Below are 20,556 nucleotides of genomic sequence, written 5' to 3' on the forward strand. Positions count from 1 at the left end.
GCCGGACAGTGCTGAGGAAGGTGGGCCGGACGTGATGCTCCAGCCGCAGATCGACCCCGATGGTTCGGTCCAGGAGCTCGATCCGCTGCTCCGTTCAACCCTCGCCCCACCTGCGCGAACGCTGGTCGACATCCTCGCCGAGACCGCCCGCGCCCATCCGGACGCCCCCGCCATCGACGACGGCGACACCGCCCTCACCTACACCGAACTGGTCGCCGAGATCGGCGCGACGGTCGAGCGGCTCGGCGCGGCCGGGGTGCGGCGCGGCGACCGGGTCGGGGTGCGGATGCCCTCGGGCACCTGTGAGCTCTACGTCACGATTCTCGCGGTGCTGCACGCGGGCGCGGCCTATGTGCCCGTCGACGCCGACGATCCCGACGAGCGCGCCCGGCTGGTCTTCGGCGAGGCGCGCGTCACCGCGATCGTCACCGCCGCCGGGATCGAACCGACCGAACACGCCCGCCCGGCAACCGATGGGCAACCCGGCGGACCGCAGTTGCCCTCCCCCGCCGACGACGCCTGGATCATCTTCACCTCCGGCTCCACCGGCACCCCGAAAGGTGTTGCGGTAACCCATCGCAACGCCGCCGCCTTGGTCGACGCCGAGGCCCGGCTGTTCCTCCGCGACGCCCCGATCGGCCCCGGCGACCGGGTGCTGGCCGGGCTGTCGGTCGCCTTCGACGCCTCCTGTGAGGAGATGTGGCTGGCCTGGCGGCACGGCGGCTGCCTGGTGCCCGCGCCGCGCGCGCTGGTGCGCACCGGCGCGGATCTGGGGCCGTGGCTGGTGCGGCACGAGATCAGCGTGGTCTCCACCGTGCCGACGTTGGCCGCGACCTGGCCCGCCGAGGCGCTGGAACCGGTGCGGCTGCTCATCTTCGGCGGCGAGGCCGTGCCGCCGGAGCTGGCCGAACGGCTGGCCGGCGACCCGGAATCCGAGCGTGAGGTGTGGAACACCTACGGCCCCACCGAAACCACCGTCGTCGCCTGCGCGGCGCTGCTGGACGGGAACTGGCCGGTGCGCATCGGACTGCCTTTGGACGGCTGGGATCTGGCCGTGGTCGACGCCGCCGGTAATCCGGTGGGCGAGGGCGAATCCGGCGAACTGGTGATCGGCGGCGTCGGCCTGGCCCGCTACCTCGATCCCGCGAAGGACGCCGAGAAGTACGCGCCGCTACCCGCACTCGGCTGGGAACGCGCCTACCGCAGTGGCGATCTGGTGCGCAACGACACGGCCGGACTGGTCTTCATCGGCCGCGCCGACGATCAGGTGAAGGTGGGCGGGCGCCGCATCGAACTCGGCGAACTCGACAACGCCTTACAGCACCTGCCCGGGGTGAGCGGTGCGGCCGCCGCCGTGCGCACCACCGCTGCCGGCACCCAGATCCTCGTCGGCTATCTCACCGGCACCCCACCCGACTACGACATCAAGGCCGCCCGCGCGCTGCTCGCCGAACAGCTGCCCGCCCCGCTGGTGCCGCGGCTGGTCGTGGTGCCCGAACTGCCGACCCGCACCTCCGGCAAGGTCGACCGTGACGCCCTGCCCTGGCCGCTGGCGGGCAGCGAGGAAACCGTCGACCACGGGCTCACCGGCACCGCGGCCTGGGTCGCCGAGCTGTGGAGTTCGATCCTCGGCGCCGAGATCACCGGCGCGGATGCCGATTTCTTCGATCTGGGCGGCGGCTCGCTGTCGGCGGCCCAGCTGGTGACCGCACTGCGGGAACGGTATCCGCGCATCGCCGTCGCCGACCTGTACGACCATCCGCGTCTGGGCGCGCTGGCCGAACTGCTGGACGAGACCGCACCGGTGGCCGCCGTCGTCGAACGCACCGTCCGCCCGACCCCGTTGGCCGCGCAGTGCGCGCAGGTGCTCGCCACTCTCCCGCTCACCACGCTCACCGGCCTGCAATGGCTGACCTGGCTGGCCATCGCGGGCAATCTCGCGAGCTGGGCGGGTGCGCTGCCATGGCTGCCGCAGCTGTCGTGGTGGTGGACGCTGCTGCTGTTCGTCGTGTTCATCACCCCGCTGGGCCGGATGAGCATCTGCGTCGCCGGTGCCCGGCTGCTGTTGCGCGGCGTCGAACCCGGCAGCTATCCACGCGGCGGGTCGGTGCATCTGCGGCTGTGGGCGGCGGTGCGGCTGTCTGAGGCCAGTGGCGCCGAGAACCTGTCCGGCGCACCGTGGATGGTGCCGTTCGCGCGGGCGCTCGGCGCGAAGATCGGTAAGGGCGTCGATCTGCACACGTTGCCGCCGGTGACCGGCATGCTCGAGCTCGGCGACGGGTGCAGCGTCGAACCCGAAGTGGATCTGTCCGGTTACTGGATCGACGGTGATGTCGTCCACGTCGGGCCCATCGTGATCGGTCGCGGCGCGGTGATCGGCGCGCGCTCGATCCTGCTGCCCGGCACCAAGATCGGCCGCGACGCCGAGATCGCGCCGGGCTCGGCGGTGTCCGGGAAGGTCAAGCCGGATCAGGAGTGGGCGGGCTCGCCCGCGGTGAAGGTCGGCAAGGCCAGGCATCGCTGGCCCGCCGAGACCCCGAAACGGGCGGTGCACTGGGTGTTCGCGTTCGCGATCAGCTCGATGGGCCTGGCCGCGATGCCGATCCTCGGGCTGGCCGCGGGCGGAGCGCTGATCGTCTGGTGGATCCGCGACACCACCACCATCGCGGGCGCCCTCGGGCGCGGCCTGCTCATGCTCCCGGTGGCCACCCTGGTGAGTCTGCTCGTCTACGCGGTGGCCACGGTGATCGCGGTGCGAGTGCTCAGCATCGGTCTCACCGAGGGCTATCACCCGGTGCGCAGCCGCGTCGGCTGGCAGGTGTGGGCCACCGAACGGCTGCTCGACGGCGCCCGCAATTTCCTGTTCCCGCTCTACGCCAGCCTGCTCACCCCGATCTGGTTGCGGCTGCTCGGCGCCAAGATCGGCAAGCGAGTGGAAGCCTCCACGGTGTTGCTGCTGCCGAAGTTCACCACCGTCGCCGACGGTGCGTTCCTGGCCGACGACACCATGATCGCCAGTTACGAACTCGGCGGCGGCTGGCTGCGCATCGGCGAGGCGAAGGTCGGCAAACGCGCCTTCCTCGGCAATTCCGGGATGACCGCGCCCGGTCGCCGGGTGCCGAAGAACGGGCTGGTCGCGGTGCTGTCGGCGGCCCCGAGCAAGGCGAAGGCGGGCTCGTCGTGGCTCGGCAGCCCGCCCGTGCGGCTGCGCCGCGCCGCCGAAACCGCCGATACCGAGCGCACTTTCGATCCGCCGCTGCGGCTGCGGATCTTCCGTGGTGTGGTGGAAACCTGCCGCCTGCTGCCGGTGCTGGTCACCTTCGCGATCGGGCTCGGCGTGCTGTTCACCCTGGCCTGGCTGGCGCAGACCATCGGCTATCCGGGCGCCGCACTGCTGTCGGGTGTGGTGCTCATGGTCGCGGGCGCGCTGGCCTGCGCGAGCGCGATCACCGCCAAATGGCTGCTGATCGGCCGGATCGGCGCGGAGGAACATCCGCTGTGGAGTTCGTTCGTCTGGCGCAATGAGGTCTCCGACAGCTTCGTGGAAACGGTGGCGGCGCCGTGGTTCGCGCGCGCCGCGACGGGTACTCCGGTTCTGAATCTGTGGCTGCGTGGTCTCGGTGCCCGTATCGGTCGCGGTGTGTGGTGCGAGTCCTATTGGCTACCGGAGGCGGATTTGGTGACCCTCGGCGACGGCGCGACCGTGGAACGCGGCTGTGTGGTGCAGACCCATCTGTTCCATGATCGGATCATGTCGATGGACACCGTCACCCTCGGCCCCGGCGCCACCCTCGGCCCGCACTGCGTCGCCCTGCCCGCCGCCACCATCGGCGCGGGCGCGACCATCGGCCCGGCCTCGCTGGTCATGCGCGGCGACACCGTGCCGCCGTCGACGCGGTGGTGGGGCAATCCCATCGCTCCCTGGGCCGCGGCCTCCGATCCACGGGCCGCTAGCCGATGAGAGGCAAGTTCTACGACGCCCCCATCGACGAATACCTGCCGCAGAACGGAAACCGGGGCTACCGGGTCTCGCGGTACGAACTCGACCTCACCTACAAGGTCGCCAGCAACCGTCTCGCCGGCCGCGCCGACATCACCGCGGTCACCACCGAGGTGCGCCCGCGCTTCGCCCTCGACCTGTCGCAGTCGCTGTCGGTGTCGAAGGTCCTGGTCAACGGCGGCAAGGTGGCGAAATACAGCCACCAGCACGGCAAACTCGTCATCACCCCGCAGCAGAAGATCCCGGCCGGCGGGCTGCTCGCGGTGACGGTGCAGTACGCGGGCACCCCGCGTCCGGTGCGCGGCCCGTGGGGTGAGGTGGGCTGGGAGGAACTCACCGACGGCGCCCTTGTCGCCAGCCAGCCCAACGGCGCCGCGTCCTGGTTCCCCTGCGACGATCACCCGAGTTCCAAAGCCAGCTACCGCATTTCGATCACCACCGACACGCCCTACTACGCCCTCGCCAACGGCACCCTGCTGCGCAAACAGACCAAGGCCAGCCAGACCACCTGGGTCTACGAGCAGTCCGAACCGATGTCGAGCTATCTGGCGACCATCCAGATCGGGCAGTACCGCAAACACCGGATCGGCCCGGCACACGGACCGGTCCCCATGCACGCCCTGGTGCCCGCCCGGCTGCGCGCGAACTTCGACCACGATTTCGCCCGGCAGCCGCAGATGCTCGCGGTCTTCATCGACAAGTTCGGGCCGTACCCGTTCGAGGCGTACACGGTGGTCGTCACCGATGACGAACTGGAGATCCCGATCGAGGCCCAGGGCATCTCGATCTTCGGCGCCAACCATTGCGACGGCCGCCGCGGCGCGGAACGACTCGTCGCCCACGAACTGGCCCACCAGTGGTTCGGCAACAGCCTCACCATCCGGCAGTGGCGCGATATCTGGCTGCACGAAGGGTTCGCCTGCTACGCCGAATGGATCTGGTCCGAGGCCTCGGGCGGGCCGACCGCCGACCAGCAGGCCAGGGCGGCGCGGCACAACCTGGCGCGGCAACCGCAGGACATCGTCGTCGGCGATCCGGGGCCGACCCATATGTTCGACGACCGGGTCTACAAGCGAGGCGCGCTGTGCCTGCATTCGCTGCGGCTCGAACTCGGCGACACCGCGTTCTTCGACATGCTGCGGGAATGGACCTCGCGATATCGGCACGCGTCGGTGACCACCGAGGAGTTCACCGATCTGGCCGGACACTACAGCCTGGTGCCGCTGCGGCCGCTGTGGGACAGCTGGCTGCTGACGGAGGCCTTGCCGCAGCTGCCGCCGTCGGGCGGGATGTCGACCGGCGCCTGAACGTTCGTCAGAAGACCAGGTAGCGGGTGGCGAGTTCCTCGACCAGCGGATCGTCCTCGGCGACGCTGTCGAGGGCATCGAGATCGGTCTCCACCGAGATCAGCCGGGGATCGTCCTGCTCGGAGTCGGTCGGTCCGTCCTCGGCGAGCTGACGCAGCAGCTTGGCACGTACCCGCGCCTTGAGTGAGTCGATCATGCGCTGTGTCCTTTCCGGCCGGTGCCCTACCTCCAGCTTGCCCCGTTTCGCCGGGGAGCGGGGGCGTTCGGGCAGCTCAGACCGGCGTCAACCAGCTACCCCACGGCGTATTGCGCAGCACGGTGAACACCGCGAGGAAACCGAAGATCGACCACATCGTGAGGGCGTTGATGCCGAAGTGCCGCATCGGCTTCCCGCGCCACGCCCGGATCGCCCAATCACCCACCCACACCGCGAACAGCACCAGCAGCGGCAACGCGATGAGGTTGCTGTGCAGCGAATCGAGCACCTGCCCCTCGGTGAGGTTGTGTACTGCCCGCATACCACCGCACCCCGGGCAGTACACCCCCGTGAGCGCGTACACCGGGCATATCCCCCACGACCCCTCCACATGCGGATCCCGCAGATGCACCGCCAGCACCGCGAGCACCCCGGCCCCCGCCACCGCCGCGGGCATCGCCAGCGCCCGCCACCCGGTCCGCGCCGGCCGCGGTGCCATCGGTTTCGCCTGCGTGATGTCCACGAATCTCACCGTAGCGGGGGCGCGGCGGCGCGGCTATCGAGACTCCGGTTACCCGAATCTCAGCGGGTTTCCAGCCGGAACGAGCAGGACGAAGCCAGGTGGCGCCGAGCGGATCCCGTCGGTAACGACACGCACACATCAGCAAACGGCAGGCATACTTCGGCCCTATTTCGGGCATTTTCCCGGTAACGGCATTACACACCGGACCGACACCCGGTGTAGCGGACCGTCGCGGTCAGAGTTTCCGGTAAGCGGCGCTTGCACTTGCAAGCACCCCAGCTTGCATTTACCGTGACGGTAGACACAAAGGAGTGCTCTGATGCTGGTGAAGTCGATGAAGACGCTGGCGCAGGTCCGCCACGGCGCCCTGACCGCCCCCTTTCGCGCCGGACTTCGGTCGCGCACGTTCGAGACGGCGTCGCTGAACGCGCCCACCGCGCCGCACGAGGTCATCCCCGTCACCACTGTCGACGGCGCCCGCCTGCGGGTACACGCCTACGGCCCGGCCGATGGCGATCCGATCGTGCTGGTGCACGGCTGGAGTTGCAGCATCGAGTACTGGAATCCGCAGATCAACGCCTTCGCCGACACGCACCGCGTCATCTGCTACGACCAGCGCGGCCACGGCGACAGCCAGGCCGGAACGCTGTTCCCCAGCGCCGACACCATGGCCGACGATCTCGCCGCCGTCCTCGACGCCACCCTGCGCCCCGGTCAGCGCGCGGTCCTCGTCGGCCACAGCATGGGCGGCATCACCCTGCAAGCGTGGGCCGCCCGGCATCCCGATCAGGTCAACCGTCGCGCGCGGGCCGCCGTGCTGGTGAACACCACCTCGGGCAACATCCGCTACGACACCGATCTGCTGCCGCTGCTGAACAAGCCGCTGACGGTCGCCGAGCGCCCGATCACGGTCTTCGGCGCCGGTGTGCGGGTGCCGATCATCTTCGCCGAGACCCTGCTCACCGCGCCGGTCCCGTTCCCCGGTGGATGGGCGGCCCGCGCGGTGCTCAAGTCCCGCATCATGTCACCGACGGCCACCCCCGACCAGGTCGAGTTCGCCCTCGGCATAGTCCGGTCGTGCCGCCCGCTGGCCCGCGGCCGCCACGCCGCCGCCCTCGCCGACCTCGAACTCGGCGACGCCGCGAGCAAGCTCACCGTCCCCACCACGGTCATCGCGGGCAGCCACGACCACCTGCTGCCCGAACGCATGTCCCGCATCATCGCCGACCACCTCGACCGCGCGGGCCACCTCGCCGGCTACCACGTCTGGCCCACCGGACACCTCACCAATATCGAAGCGGCCGACCGGTTCAACGAAGAACTGACTCGGATCATCCGCCGCACCGGCCTGCGCGCGGCAGCCGCGGGCTGAGCGGAGGTTCACCGAGATCCGGTCAACGGTGCCCGGTCTCGGTGAGCTCTGGTTTTCCGGTCGTGACACCTTCGGGCCGGTCGGCGCGGTAGGTCAGCAGCAGTTCGGATCGAGGACCACGCACAGCGCCGCCAGCGCATCGCGGCGGGCCTGATGGAACACGCTCATCCCGCGTCGCTCGGACGTCACCAACCCGGCCTTGCGTAGCTGGCCCAGGTGATGGCTGACCGTCGATTCGGCCAGTCCGAGCGCGCGGGCCAGCGCGCCGGTGCTCTCCGCGCCGTCATCGGTCGTCAGCAGCAGTGACATCAGTTTGACCCGCGCGGGGTCGGCGAGAGCCTTCAACCGCAGCGCGACCTCCAGCGCGGCGGCATCGTCGACCGGGCCCGCGGCCACCGGCGCGCAACACACCGGGGCCGACATATCCACCAGCGGCAAAGTTTTCGGCACGAATCCACCCTACGCCGGGTATTGACATATGTCGAAAAGGTGAGCAGGCTGATGCCTGTCAGTTCTTCGATATATGTCTCACAGGTGGAGGTTCTGCCATGTCACGCATCCAACTCGCCCTCAACGTCGACGACCTCGAGGCCTCGGTGAAGTTCTACTCGACGCTCTTCGGCACCGATCCCGCCAAGCGCAAGCCCGGCTACGCCAACTTCGCCATCGCCGAACCCCCATTGAAGCTCGTCCTCATCGAAAACCCCGGCCACGGCGGTTCCGTCAACCACCTCGGCGTCGAAGTGGAATCCACCGAAACCGTCCACTCCGAAATCACCCGCCTCGCCGACGCCGGCCTGTTCACCGAGGAAGAAATGAACACCACCTGTTGCTTCGCCACCCAGGACAAGGTCTGGGTCACCGCCCCCGACTCCGAACGCTGGGAGGTGTACACCGTTCTCGCCGACAGCGAAACCTTCGGCAAGGCACCGGAATTGCCCGCCGACGACGAAGCCCGCTGCCGCGGAACCACCGCCGCCGAAGCCGACACCGCCTGCTGTTCGACGGCCGCCCGCGCGTAATCGACACGCGCCTCAGCCGCGAAGCCTAACGCCCATTGTCAGCAAACCGGCTCCGGGATATCGCGCGTCATCAGCGCTATGACCCCACCGGTCGCTGATAAGCGTCCAGAGTCGATTTGCCAGTACTCGACTCCTGGAGCACCAACTCCCATGGCCCCGAGTTGATTTCGAAGTCCTTCCCGAATCCGATCCACTTACCGGCCATCCGGTTGCCGGTCGGGTCGATGAGCAGTTGCACCGCACCGTGGTAGCGGGCGCCACGGTAGTACCCGTCGACAGCGGTGCGCTCCGACCATGTGCCGGTCGCGATATTGCCGTCCACGGTCAGGTCCATCTCGGTGACCGACGGCGACGATCCGGGCAGACTGCGGACGGTGATCTGGGTGTCGTGATGCAAGACCACCGCGTAGTGGGCGACGGTGAAGGTCGCGTCGCGGCCGGTCGAGTAGTACTCGTATCGGCTCAGCCAGACTCCCGAATGATCGCCGTTCACCCGTGCCGCCGCGGCAGGAACGCTGTCGAACGTACCGACCGGCGACTCGACATCGCGGCTGTTGTCGTTGAGGCCGCCGATTCCGCGCCCTGCCCGGACCGCCCCGAATCCGAGCGACTCGATCGGCAGCTTCATCACCCGTTCGAGCGCCTGAGCGTGACTCGGCCGCGGGTAGGCGGTCGCACCGGACTCCCACCGCTGCACCAATCTCTTGGTCGCGCTGACGCATCCGGCCTCACGTAGCGCCCGCGCCAAATCGTCTTGACTCATCAAGCGGGCAGTACGCGCGGCCCGCAACGCCGTGTTGGGTGTCGTCCGCATGACCGCCACGGTAACCGAATGACGCCGAAATGTCGCCCTATTTGCGAACAATCCGACGCCCACTGGGTCGTCGTCCGGACATCCTCGGCCGAGCAGTGTCAGCAGTACGCCCCGCCGCCGGGTGACAGATCTCCGGCAGTGGGAGCGAGCCAACGACAGCACAGAGGGGCAGTTGGGAATGGAATGCATGCCGAAGGCGATCGGATTGGTGCGGCGACGAGTACCGGGCGGAGACGCAGCCGATCTGGGCGCGCTCGCCGACCGGCACGGGTATCGGCTGGTATTCACGGTCGGACTCGACGTGCGCCCGCTGGTGGCGGCGATGGCGCTCGCGCAGCACTTGGGCGATCACGCGGCGACAGCCGTGGTCGTGCCGGCCTTCGAGCACGCCGAACCGTACCGAATGATCGTCACCGAGCTCGCTGAGCTGATCACACCGATGAGGTTCTACCCTCGCGGGTACCGCTGGCCAACCGCTCTCAATGAAAGCGGGTGGAGGTGAGCGGCTGTCTCACCTCGCGGACAGCCTTCAGTTGTAGCAGAACAGCGATGTGACGATCCGTGACAAGGACGGTTCCGGACCAACTACGCCGGAACCGTCGTCGCGGTCGAGAACCAGCTGATCAGAGCTGGTTTCCGAGTGGAGCCGCCTGGGGGAATCGAACCCCCGACCTTTTCATTACGAGTGAAGCGCTCTACCGACTGAGCTAAGGCGGCGTGCCTTTCGGCGTCGCGAGTCTATCGTCTCGGCGGGCGGAACGCGAAAACGGGTGTTCGGAGTACTGGTGGCCAGGGTGAACAGGCGAGGCGTGCGGCTCGGTGGATCACCTCGGGGATGCGGGTTGCTCATCCATGAGGTGTTCGCGGCCCCAGGCCTCGAGCGGGAGGAGGGCGTTGTTGAGCAGGTGGCCGAGCTGGGTCAGGGAGTATTCGACTCGGGGCGGTACCTGGTCGAACACTTCGCGGTGGACGATCCCATCGGCTTCCAGCTCGCGCAGCTGGGTGGTGAGCACCTTTTCGCTGACGCCGGGGACCTGGCGGCGTAGCTCGCCGAAGCGGTGGGGACGTTCGCTCAAGGGCCAGAGGATCAGGACCTTCCATTTGCCGTTCAGGACCGACAGCGTCGCGTCGAGCCCGCACGTGTAGGCGCCCGGTCTGCGTGTGATCGGCACGACTACCCCTTTCACCTGCCTGTTTGCTTACCCGGATGTACGTACCCACTTCGTTGTGCGTACTTGTCCGGCCGCGTGGCCGCCCAAAGACTAACCAGCATGTCCGACAACTCACGCACACTTTCCGTCCTCGGCCTCGGCGATATGGGATCGGCGCTTGCCCGTTCGTGGATCGCCGCCGGCTATTCCGTCACCGTCTGGAACCGCAGCGCTCGACCGGTCCCGTCAGGAGCGGTGGTGGCCGACGACGTGACGGCCGCTGTCCGCGCGAATGCACTGGTCGTCGTCTGTCTGCTCGATGACGCTTCGGTGCGCGCAACGCTCGACGGTGTAGACCTGACCGGTCGTGACATCGTCAACCTGACCACCAGCACCCCCGCGGAGGCCCGCGCGCTGTCGGAGTGGGTGACCGCGCGCGGTGGACGGTTCCTCGACGGCGGGATCATGGCCGTTCCGTCGATGATCGGGGTGCCCGGCTCGGGCGCTTACGTGTTCTACAGCGGCTCCCCCGAACTGCACGAAACCCATAACGACGCGTTGTCGGTGCCCGCCGGAGTCGAATACGTCGGCGCGGACGCCGGTTTCGCCGCCCTCTACGACATGGCCCTGCTCAGCGGCATGTGGGGCATGTTCGCCGGTGCCGCGCACGCGTTCGCGCTGATCGCGAAGGAGGACATCTCGCCGGTCGAGTTCGCGCCCCGGATGATCGCCTATCAGCAGGCGATGGCCGGCTACTCGTTCGGCACCGCGGCCCAGCTCGCGAGCGGCGACTACACCGAGGGTGTGGAGTCGAATCTGGCGATGATGGTGACGACGAACGCGACCCTGCTGCGGACCGCCGAGGAGCAGGGCGTCAGCGCCGAACTCCTCACGCCGTTCATGGCGTTGATGCAGCGGCGGGTCGCCGAGGGTGGTGGGCAGGAGTCGACCACCGGAGTTGTCGACCTGCTGCGCCGACCAGGCGTGGCACCGCAGCCCGGCGGCCTGCGGTGATCATCGCGCCGCGATTCACCGTCTCGGCGGCGCGACCGGACCACACGTATCGTCAGCCGAGGATGCTGCCGCCGATGGCGACCCACCGCCCTGGATGACTCGCTGCTGCGAACCGTCGCAACCGCCGATGTCGGGCCGACGGGCCAGCGCCCACGACAACTAACCACCCCCTCCGGACACGCCGCAAAGCCACTCCGTCGCCGAATCCGGCAAGAGCTCCGGCTAGCCGGACTGAGCGGCGATCAGCGCCGCCACCATCGCCGCGAGGGCGAACCGGGGTTTGACGTTGAGGTCCAGCGCTTCACGGCAGGCCAGCACCGCTTCGAGGGAGCGGAGCAGACCCTCGGGCGGAACCCGGTCGGCCAGGTCGGTGATCTGGTCGGCCAGGTCGGGGTGGGTGAGGGTGATGCCGTCGGCGCTGGGTTTGCGGCGGGAATGGCCCGCGCCGCTTCCGGCGGCGAAGCGGACGGCGAGGGCGTCGCGGTAGACGCCGGCGACGTCGATCAAGGCGCGGTCCAGGGCGTCGCGGCCGGTGCGGGTGGCGCGGGATTTCTGCCGGCGTTCGAGGTCCTTCAGCACGCCGGCCGAGCCGCGGGTGGCGCTCGCGGCGCCCTTGCCGGTGCCGCCCGCACCCATGGCGGTGGCGAGCTCCTCGCGTTCGCGCTCGTCTCGGTCGGCGCTCATCTGCTTGGCTTCGTCGTCGGCGGCTTTCACCAGGTCGTCGGCGGCGGCGTAGGCGGCGCCGGGGCGGGATATCGCGGCGACCAGGGCGAGGGCGCGTTTGCGGTGGTCGCGGGCTTCGGCGTCGGTGGCGAGGCGGCGAGCGCGCCCCACATGCCCACCGCTGACCGAGGCCGCCCATTCGGCGGTCTCCGCGTCGAGCTGGTCACGTTCGCGCAGGACCTGGGCGATCGCGGGGACCGACGGCGTCACCAGATGGACGTGCCTGCACCGGGAGCGCAGGGTGACCGAGATGTCCTCGGGATCCACCGACGGCGCGCACAGCAGGAATACCGTGCGGTCCGGCGGTTCCTCGACCACCTTGAGCAGCACGTTGCCCGCGGCCTCGGTGAGCCGGTCGGCGTCCTCGATCAGCACAACCTGCCAGCGGCCGGTGCTGGGGCGGCGCGCGGCGATCTGCACGATCTCGCGCATCTCCTTGGTGCTGATGCTCAGGCCCTCGGGGATGACCCTGCGCACGTCACCGTGGGTGCCCGCCATGGTGGTGGCGCAGGCGTGACAGTGGCCGCAGCCGGGTGTGCCCGGATCGGTGCATTGCAGCGCTGCGGCGAAGCACAGGGCGGCGATCGACCGGCCGGAACCGGGCGGCCCGGTGAACAGCCACGAATGCGTCATCGCGCCTTCGACCGAACCCGCGCGGGCGGCGATCGCGGCAGCCGTCAGCTCGGATTCGACCGAATCCTGGCCGACCAACCGATCGAAGACACCCGCCACGTCGTACACCCTAGCGGCCGCCACCGACAGGGTCGTCGGCGCTGGCCCGGCCCGCGTCCGGCGTCGGCAAGCGCCGCGATCGGCGGCACATCCTGATCACGGCCGGTACGCCGACCGCCACGCCACTAGGCCGACCGCCATCCGGCCGCTGCGGGGCTGTGTCCGACACCAGCTCGCTCGGCACCAGCGCACCATCGCCGACCAGCGGCAGACCGGCACCGAGTTTCAACACCGGTGCGAGACCGGCTTCCGCTAGTCCGAAACCGCTTTCGCCGCAGACTTCTTCGCCGGCGCCTTCTTGGCCGCGGTCTTCTTCGCCGTGGTCTTCTTGGCGGCGGTGGCCTTCGCGGCAGTCTTCTTGGCGGGCGCCTTCTTCGTGGTCTTCTTCGCCGCCTTCTTCACCGGCCCACGCGCCCGGCGATCGGCCAGCAGCTCGGCCGCCCGCTCGTCGGTGATGGATTCGACCTCGTCGCCCTTACGCAGGCTGGCATTGGTTTCACCGTCGGTGACGTACGGACCGAAGCGACCGTCCTTGATCACCATCGGCTTACCGCTGGCCGGATCGTTGCCGAGTTCGCGCAGCGGGGCGGCACTGGCTGCCTGCCTGCCACGCCGTTTGGGTTCGGCATAGATCTTCAACGCCTCATCGAGCGTGATGCTGAAGATCTGATCCTCATCGGCCAGCGAACGGGAATCGGTGCCCTTCTTCAGGTACGGACCGTAACGCCCGTTCTGCGCGGTGATCTCCTCACCGGAGGCCGGATCGGTGCCCACCACACGCGGCAGCGACAGCAGTTTCAGCGCATCGTCGAGGGTGATCGTGGCCAGATCCATGGACTTGAACAGCGATCCGGTGCGCGGTTTCGGCGCCGCCGCCTTCTTCGCGGTCTTCTTCGCCGGAGCAGGCTCCTCGGCGGGTTCGGGCAGGATCTCGGTGACGTAGGGGCCGAATCGTCCTTCCTTGGCGACGATTTCGTGCCCGGTGGCCGGATCGACGCCGAGTGAACGGCCCTCCTGCGGCGTCGCGAACAGCTTCTCCGCGACCTCGGGAGTCAGCTCGTCGGGCGGCAGATCGTCGGGCAGGTTCGCCCGCTGGGAGATCGGATCGCCGTCCGGGTCATCCGGATTGGTGACCATCCGCTCCAGGTACGGACCGTAGCGGCCGACGCGCACCACCACGTCACGGTTTTCGGCGTCGGTGAAGAGTTTGATCGAGTTGACCTCGCGGGCATCGATATCGTCGAGCCGCTCGCCGACCATCTTCTTCAGTCCGCCCGAGCGCGCGACCGAGCCGTCGGCGCCGTGGTCGCCGCCGAAATAGAAGCTGGACAACCAGTTTCCGCGCTGCTCACGGCCACCGGCGATGGCGTCGAGATCGTCCTCCATGGCGGCGGTGAAGTCGAAGTCGACCAGGCGGCCGAAGTGCTCCTCGAGCAAGCCGATCACCGCGAACGCCACCCACGAGGGCACCAGCGCGCTACCGCGCTTGTAGACGTAGCCGCGATCCAGAATCGTCTTGATGATCGACGAATACGTGGAGGGGCGGCCGATGCCGAGCTCTTCGAGCGCCTTGATCAGCGAGGCCTCGGTGTAGCGGGCCGGCGGATTGGTGCTGTGCCCGTCCGGGTTCAGTTCCACCGCGGTGACGCCCTGGCCCTCTTCCAGTGCGGGCAGGCGCGATTCGGCGTCGTCGGACTGGCCGCCGGCCTCCTCGTCGACGCTCTCGACGTAGGCCTTGAGGAAGCCGGGGAAGGTGATGGTGCGCCCGGAGGCGGAGAACACGCATTCCTCGCCGGTGCCAGCGACGCCGGTGATCCGCAGGGTGAGTGTGGTGCCCCTGGCGTCGGCCATCTGGGAAGCGACCGTGCGCTGCCAGATCAGCTCGTAGAGCCGGAACTCGTCGTTGTCGAGACGGGAGTGCAGCTCACCGGGGGTGGCGAAGGTATCGCCCGCGGGGCGGATCGCCTCGTGTGCTTCCTGCGCGTTCTTGACCTTGCGGGTGTACTGCCTGGCCGTGGGATGCACATATTCCGAGCCGTAGAGCTGGGTGGCCTGCGACCGGGCCGCGTTGATCGCCGACTGCGACAGCGTGGTCGAGTCGGTACGCATGTAGGTGATGTAGCCGTTCTCGTACAGCCGCTGCGCCACCCGCATGGTGCGCTCGGAGGTGAAGCGCAGTTTGCGGCCCGCCTCCTGCTGCAAGGTCGAGGTCATGAACGGCGCGTACGGCTTGCGGGAGTACGGCTTGGCCTCGGCGGAGGAAACGACCAGGTCGGCGCCGTCGAGCGCCTCGGCGAGCCGGCGCGCGTACGCCTCGTCCAGCACGACGACACCGGCGTCGGCCTTCAACTGACCATCGGAACCGAAATCGCGGCCCGATGCCACGCGCGCACCGTCGACGTTGACCAGACGCGCACCGAACGTGCGCGGATTCCCACCGGCCTCGCCGGTATCGCCCGCGTCGAGCTTGGCGGCGATATCCCAGTACTCGGCCGACCGGAACGCCATCCGCTCGCGCTCACGCCGCACGATCACCCTGGTCGCGACGGACTGCACGCGGCCCGCCGACAACCGCGGCATGACCTTCTTCCACAGCACCGGACTGACCTCGTACCCGTACAGCCGGTCCAGGATGCGGCGGGTCTCCTGCGCGTCGACCAGGTCGCTGTCCAGATCCCGGGTGTCGGCGGCCGCGGCCTGAATGGCGGGCTCGGTGATCTCGTGGAACACCATTCGCCGGACCGGAATCTTCGGCTTGAGGGTTTCCAGCAGATGCCAGGCGATGGCCTCGCCCTCGCGGTCGGGGTCGGTGGCCAGGTAGAGCTCGTCGGCATCCTTGAGCAGGCTCTTGAGCTCGGTGACCTTGCCCTTCTTATCCGGGCTCACGACATAGATCGGCTCGAAATCGTGATCGACGTCGACACCGAGGCGCGCCCAGGGCTGGCCCTTGTATTTGGCGGGCACGTCCGCCGCGCCGCGCGGCAGGTCCCGGATATGACCGACGGAGGCCTCCACCGTGTAATTGCGGCCCAGATAGGGCGCGATTTTGCGGGCCTTGGTCGGGGACTCGACGATCACGAGACGACGCAGGGGACGGCCCTGGTCGGCTGCACCGCGGTCTCGTGTTGCCACCGGCGAATACACCTTTCCTTCTCGACCCGCGCGCCGCTGTTCGCGTCCGCACGGCTAGGGCAAATAGTGGCGATGTCGTATATCGCTACCAGACACGTTTATACCTTGACGCTGCGCGTGGTCGAGTGGTTGCGATCGGAACCACCGAGCGTACGCGCTATCGCGGATCAGTATGCAGTGCCCCGGTCCGGCCGTCCCGCGCGGCGGGGGTGGAGACGGAGGAACCTACCCCAGATATAGCTCGTCCCTCACCGCCGTTACCGGTGGTGAGGGACGAGCTGTGGATGAATGCGAGCTCAGCTGAGCGCGCGAACTCCGGTGGCCTGCGGGCCCTTGGTGCCCTGGCCGACCTCGAACTCGACCTTCTGGTTCTCCTCGAGGGTGCGGAAGCCCGAACCCTGGATCTCGGAGTAGTGGACGAAGACGTCAGCGGAGCCGTCCTCGGGCGCGATGAAGCCGAACCCCTTCTCCGCGTTGAACCACTTCACAGTTCCCTGTGCCATTCTGTTCCTCTTCTTTTCTTACCGGAACGGCGGACAACTGGGTTCGTCCACCGGGCCCGTTCCGACCGCTGTACTGTTGGTTCCCCCTGCAAGGAAAGCACCAAGTACATCGTTCGCAACATCGATCCTGCCGACGGTTTGGACTTTGGATCCGTCCCTCGAACACAGAAGCTTGCGACCAGGAACCAGTGAACCATGTCTCTGCGCAATTCGACAGCGGAGTTACCGACAATTTGCAAAAAACTTGATCTTGCGAATGCGCAGGTGAGGGACACATTGGGGGAATCCAGACTTCCGGTACGTTTGCCCCCCGATAACCGAGCGAGCATCTGGCTACCGGGCTGTGACCCAGGTCGCTATTGGGTATCGAATTGGCAGGTAGCGCTCCCCGGACGCACACGTTTCACACTTTTCCGACACGCCGGAGGTCCGAACGAGTGAATCCGGCAGACCGGACGAGCCGTACAGCGACCGCGAACGGCGAAAGCTACGGGCGATCGTTGCTGAATCGTGTCCGAACGCAGGGCATCGACGGGGACTCTCGGCTCACTCACGTGGCCGAACTCCCGGCTCGGTCCGGGCGCATCGGTGCGTGGCCCGAATGGGTGCGCCCCGAGGTCGTCGCCGCACTCGGCGGCATCGGGATCGAGGCACCGTGGTCGCACCAGGTCAGCACCGCCGAGGCCGCGGCGAGCGGACAGCACGTCGTGGTCGCGACCGGCACCGCGTCCGGGAAATCGCTGGGATACCAGCTGCCCGTGCTCAGCGATCTGCTCGACGATCCCAAGGCCACGGCCCTCTATATCGCCCCGACCAAGGCGCTGGGCGCCGATCAGCTGCGCGCGATCGGCGAACTCACCCACGACGGCCCGCTGCGCGATATCCACGCCGCGACCTATGACGGCGATACGCCAGGAGAGATCCGGCAGTGGGTGCGCGCGAACGCGCGATGGATCTTCACCAACCCGGACATGCTGCACGTGGGCATGCTGCGCTCCCACAAACGCTGGGCCAGGGTGCTGCGCAGGCTGCGGTATGTGGTGGTGGACGAATGCCACGCCTACCGGGGCGTATTCGGCTCACACGTCGCGCTGGTGCTGCGCCGTTTGCGCAGGCTGGCCGCCCACTACGGCGCCGATCCGGTATTCGTGCTCTGCTCGGCCACCACCGCCGACCCCGCCGAGGCCGCGTCACGGCTGGTCGGCGCGCCGTGCGTGGCCATCACCGACGACGGCTCACCGCGCGGTGCGCGCACGGTCGCGTTGTGGGAGCCGCCGCTGTTGACCGCCGTAACCGGGGAAAACGGTGCACCGGTACGGCGGGCGGCCAACTCGGAGGCGGCCAGGATCATGGCCGATCTGGTGGTCGAAGGCGCCCGCACCTTGACCTTCGTCCGCTCCCGGCGCGGCGCCGAGGTGGCGGCGATGGAGGCTCGCAGGCTCTTGGCCGAGGTCGATCCGGGCCTGGTCGAACGGGTGGCGGCCTACCGCGGCGGATACCTGCCCGAGGACCGGCGCGAACTGGAAGCGGCCATCTCCGACGGGAGGCTACTGGCCGCGGCCACCACGAATGCGCTGGAGCTCGGCGTGGATATCGCGGGCCTGGATGCCGTGGTGATGTCCGGTTTCCCCGGCACCGTCGCCTCGTTCTGGCAGCAGGCCGGACGGGCGGGCAGGCGCACCCAGGGCTCGCTCGTCCTCCTCGTGGCCAGGGACGATCCGCTGGACACCTATCTGGTGCACCACCCCGAAGCCCTGCTGGGCAGGCCGGTCGAGGCAACAATCACCGACCCGGGCAATCCCTATGTGCTCGGGCCGCAACTGCTGTGCGCCGCCCTCGAACTGCCGCTCACCGACCAGGAAGCCGACGAACTCGGCGCGGGTGCGGTGCTGGACGATCTGGCTGGTCAAGGGCTGATCCGGCGCCGGGAGAACGGTAGCCCGGACACCGCGCGCTGGTACGTCACCGCCGATCTCCAGCCGCACGACGCGGTCGATGTGCGCGGCGGCATCGGAGCACCGGTCGCGATCGTCGACGGCGAATCCGGCAGGCTGCTCGGCACCGCCGACGCCGGTCGCGCCCTGGCGACCCTGCACACCGGCGCGGTCCACCTGCACCAGGGTGAGACCTACGTGGTCGATGAACTCGACCTCGACGGTGGCGTCGCATTCGTCCACCAAGGCGACCCGGGCTGGACCACCAGCGCGCGCCAGACCACCTCCCTCACCGTCGACGCCTTCCTCGATCGACGCGACCACGGCGCGGTCACCGCGGCATCGGCGCAGGTCACCGTCACCAGTCAGGTGGTCGGATACCTGCGCACACTGCCCACCGGCGAGGTGCTCGACCTGGTGGAACTCGATCTGCCGCCGCAGACCCTGCCCACCAAGGCCGTGCTGTACACCGTGACGCCGGAGCTGCTGGCACACGCAGGCATCACGGCAGCCCGGGTTCCCGGCGCCCTGCACGCCGCCGAGCACGCCGCCATCGGGCTGTTGCCGCTGGTGGCGACATGCGACCGCTGGGACATCGGCGGCGTATCCATCGCCGAGCATCCCGACACCGGACTGCCGACCGTGTTCGTCTACGACGGTCAGCCCGGTGGTTCGGGCTTCGCCGAGCGGGGTTACGCCCAGCTCGAGCGCTGGTTGTCGGCGACATCGGCGGCCATCGACTCGTGCACGTGCACGGCGGGCTGCCCGTCCTGTGTGCAGTCACCCAAGTGTGGCAACGGCAACAGTCCGCTGGACAAGGCCGGCGCGGCCCGGCTGCTGACGGCCGTGCTCGCCGAACTGCGAACCGGCAGGTGACGGCCGGCCGCCCGAACGGTGACGTTGCCGCTGCCGTGGTGTAACCGTCCGGTCATCTCCGGCGGTGGTGGCCGGCCCGAAGCCCGGTGCGCACGCCGAGTAACCGGGTTCGCCAGCGCCATCCGATTAAAGAGGAAGATTCTCATGTTAACTGGTGCATAGCCATGACCTCTCATGTATCCATATGCGGATCTATTCATCCCTTTTCCGCGAGCGCCCGGAGAATTAACAGCCGCGCCGTATTAATTCATCGATAAGAAAAGGGAATACTCGCCGTTAACAAAATGCGGGACGTGCCATCACCGCAGTTCTTCGAGCGGTCCGGCGCGTGCCATGGCGCGTACTGTTCGGTCGCCCAATAGACCCATTGGTACTTTTCCTTCCACAGTCACCACGACGTCCCAATCGGCGATCTCACAACCGCGAATGGTCATGCGCATCCGATGCGCGATCTCACCCCCTTCGGCGCATGCGTCCGCCGCTCCGTAGACCAAGGCACCGGCCGCCGCCAGAGCCGCCAGATCGGCCGCCGCCTGTGCCCGATGCCGAGCCACCACTCCCGCACCCACCTGCCCCACCAGCACCGTCAGCCCCAGCAGGCCGGCCAGAGCCAACGCGGCGAAAACGGTGGCGGCACCGGCCTCACTCCGTATTCGCACGGACTCATCCATCCCGGCCCGGTCCGCGCCGAGCCGCCGAAGCCGCAACCGCATGAGCGCGATGCCACAGCCAGCCGAGCCCGGTACCGCACCGACAGCGCCGCGATCAGTCCGCGCTCGGCATTGCGCCGGACCGGACACCGGACGGCCCGACACCGACAGCAGGTGCGACAGGCCGCGTCGCCGGGTGGCCCGTGGACGTCGGTGGCCGAGGCGCGGCACCTCGCCGAAGCGAGGTTCACCGTCGCTCATGGTTCTGCGCCCGGTTCCGGCGTCGCGACGGCGTCGGCCCGCAGCTCCAGCAGCGGCAGCAGTGGCGTCCCGGCGGTGACCGTCGCGAGGATTCGCGTGCCCTCGCGGCGCACAGAGATCTCCGCGCCCGGTGGGGCTATGGCGCGGGCGGCGGGCACGGCGCCCGCGGCGTCGCCTCGGGCGGTGAGCCGGGCGGCCTCGCGCGCGGCGTCGATGCAGCGGACCTGGGTCGAGGCCGCCAGCAGCGCCCCGATGCACGCGACGACGGCCACGACTATCGCCGTCAAGGCGATCGCCGCCTCGACGGTGACGGCGCCGGTGTCGTCACCGAGAACCACTGCACCAC

Annotated in this window: 17 protein-coding genes and 1 tRNA gene; 7 read left to right on the plus strand and 11 right to left on the minus strand. The window is 68.7% G+C overall.

The features are described 5' to 3' along the window. Positions 1 to 34 precede the first annotated feature (34 nt). Positions 35 to 3,961, plus strand: coding sequence for a Pls/PosA family non-ribosomal peptide synthetase (locus tag FEK34_RS10455; RefSeq protein WP_138447671.1), 3,927 nt, complete (start codon positions 35 to 37; stop codon positions 3,959 to 3,961). Further along, a complete protein-coding gene (locus FEK34_RS10460; protein WP_138447672.1) occupies positions 3,958 to 5,307 on the plus strand; it encodes a M1 family metallopeptidase in 1,350 nt (449 codons plus the stop codon). The genes FEK34_RS10455 and FEK34_RS10460 overlap by 4 nt, the downstream gene beginning before the upstream one ends. 7 nt (positions 5,308 to 5,314) lie before the next feature. On the opposite strand, the gene FEK34_RS10465 is transcribed toward FEK34_RS10460, so the two are convergent. Then, positions 5,315 to 5,503 carry a hypothetical protein gene (locus tag FEK34_RS10465; protein ID WP_138447673.1) on the minus strand — a complete coding sequence of 63 codons (189 nt, stop codon included), beginning with the start codon at positions 5,501 to 5,503 and terminating at the stop codon, positions 5,315 to 5,317. A gap of 76 nt (positions 5,504 to 5,579) precedes the next feature. Further along, positions 5,580 to 6,026, minus strand: a complete 447-nt coding sequence (locus FEK34_RS10470; RefSeq protein ID WP_138447674.1) for a DUF2752 domain-containing protein — start codon at positions 6,024 to 6,026, stop codon at positions 5,580 to 5,582. A gap of 319 nt (positions 6,027 to 6,345) precedes the next feature. On the opposite strand from FEK34_RS10470, the gene FEK34_RS10475 reads away from it, so the two are divergent. Beyond that, a complete protein-coding gene (locus FEK34_RS10475) occupies positions 6,346 to 7,398 on the plus strand; it encodes an alpha/beta fold hydrolase (protein WP_138447675.1) in 1,053 nt (350 codons plus the stop codon). Between the two features lie 93 nt (positions 7,399 to 7,491). Here the strand turns inward: FEK34_RS10475 and FEK34_RS10480 are convergent, their stop codons facing one another. Continuing rightward, entirely contained in the window at positions 7,492 to 7,848 is a 357-nt protein-coding gene (locus FEK34_RS10480; protein ID WP_036532372.1) for an Rv2640c family ArsR-like transcriptional regulator, read from the minus strand. 98 nt (positions 7,849 to 7,946) lie between these two features. Between FEK34_RS10480 and FEK34_RS10485 the strand changes: the two genes are divergently transcribed. Then, positions 7,947 to 8,420: an ArsI/CadI family heavy metal resistance metalloenzyme gene (locus FEK34_RS10485; protein WP_138447676.1), complete on the plus strand. Its 474-nt coding sequence runs from the start codon at positions 7,947 to 7,949 to the stop codon at positions 8,418 to 8,420. 76 nt (positions 8,421 to 8,496) lie between these two features. Here the strand turns inward: FEK34_RS10485 and FEK34_RS10490 are convergent, their stop codons facing one another. Next, positions 8,497 to 9,234, minus strand: coding sequence for a helix-turn-helix domain-containing protein (locus tag FEK34_RS10490; protein ID WP_249358967.1), 738 nt, complete (start codon positions 9,232 to 9,234; stop codon positions 8,497 to 8,499). 187 nt (positions 9,235 to 9,421) lie between these two features. Between FEK34_RS10490 and FEK34_RS10495 the strand changes: the two genes are divergently transcribed. Continuing rightward, on the plus strand, positions 9,422 to 9,736 hold the full coding sequence (locus tag FEK34_RS10495) for a hypothetical protein (protein ID WP_249358969.1): 315 nt from the start codon (positions 9,422 to 9,424) through the stop codon (positions 9,734 to 9,736). Positions 9,737 to 9,875: 139 nt separating this feature from the next. On the opposite strand, the gene FEK34_RS10500 is transcribed toward FEK34_RS10495, so the two are convergent. Next, positions 9,876 to 9,951, minus strand: a tRNA-Thr gene (locus FEK34_RS10500). Positions 9,952 to 10,058: 107 nt separating this feature from the next. Then, positions 10,059 to 10,406 (minus strand): winged helix-turn-helix transcriptional regulator, encoded by a 348-nt coding sequence (locus FEK34_RS10505; protein WP_138447677.1) that lies wholly within the window; start codon positions 10,404 to 10,406, stop codon positions 10,059 to 10,061. A 99-nt stretch (positions 10,407 to 10,505) separates the two neighbouring features. Here FEK34_RS10505 and FEK34_RS10510 point away from each other — a divergent pair, with 99 nt between their 5' ends. Further along, positions 10,506 to 11,399, plus strand: coding sequence for an NAD(P)-dependent oxidoreductase (locus FEK34_RS10510; protein WP_138447678.1), 894 nt, complete (start codon positions 10,506 to 10,508; stop codon positions 11,397 to 11,399). A gap of 222 nt (positions 11,400 to 11,621) precedes the next feature. Here the strand turns inward: FEK34_RS10510 and FEK34_RS10515 are convergent, their stop codons facing one another. The 3 genes from FEK34_RS10515 to FEK34_RS10525 all read right to left on the minus strand — a co-directional run bounded on the left by FEK34_RS10515 (position 11,622) and on the right by FEK34_RS10525 (position 16,489). Continuing rightward, complete coding sequence (locus tag FEK34_RS10515; protein ID WP_138447679.1) at positions 11,622 to 12,854, minus strand: DNA polymerase III subunit delta'; 1,233 nt, start codon at positions 12,852 to 12,854, stop codon at positions 11,622 to 11,624. Positions 12,855 to 13,106: 252 nt separating this feature from the next. Continuing rightward, the gene (gene topA, locus FEK34_RS10520; protein WP_138447680.1) at positions 13,107 to 15,986 is read right to left on the minus strand and encodes a type I DNA topoisomerase; all 2,880 of its coding nucleotides are present in this window, start codon (positions 15,984 to 15,986) and stop codon (positions 13,107 to 13,109) included. Between the two features lie 296 nt (positions 15,987 to 16,282). Beyond that, positions 16,283 to 16,489, minus strand: coding sequence for a cold-shock protein (locus tag FEK34_RS10525; protein ID WP_011206895.1), 207 nt, complete (start codon positions 16,487 to 16,489; stop codon positions 16,283 to 16,285). Between the two features lie 500 nt (positions 16,490 to 16,989). Here FEK34_RS10525 and FEK34_RS10530 point away from each other — a divergent pair, with 500 nt between their 5' ends. Then, complete coding sequence (locus FEK34_RS10530; RefSeq protein ID WP_138447681.1) at positions 16,990 to 19,299, plus strand: DEAD/DEAH box helicase; 2,310 nt, start codon at positions 16,990 to 16,992, stop codon at positions 19,297 to 19,299. A 299-nt stretch (positions 19,300 to 19,598) separates the two neighbouring features. Here the strand turns inward: FEK34_RS10530 and FEK34_RS10535 are convergent, their stop codons facing one another. Then, complete coding sequence (locus FEK34_RS10535; RefSeq protein WP_138447682.1) at positions 19,599 to 19,970, minus strand: Rv3654c family TadE-like protein; 372 nt, start codon at positions 19,968 to 19,970, stop codon at positions 19,599 to 19,601. A 236-nt stretch (positions 19,971 to 20,206) separates the two neighbouring features. Further along, on the minus strand, positions 20,207 to 20,548 hold the full coding sequence (locus tag FEK34_RS10540) for a TadE family type IV pilus minor pilin (protein ID WP_138447683.1): 342 nt from the start codon (positions 20,546 to 20,548) through the stop codon (positions 20,207 to 20,209). Positions 20,549 to 20,556: the final 8 nt, after the last annotated feature.

The sequence above is a fragment of the Nocardia cyriacigeorgica genome (assembly GCF_005863245.1).
Classification (GTDB): Bacteria; Actinomycetota; Actinomycetes; order Mycobacteriales; family Mycobacteriaceae; genus Nocardia; species Nocardia cyriacigeorgica_C.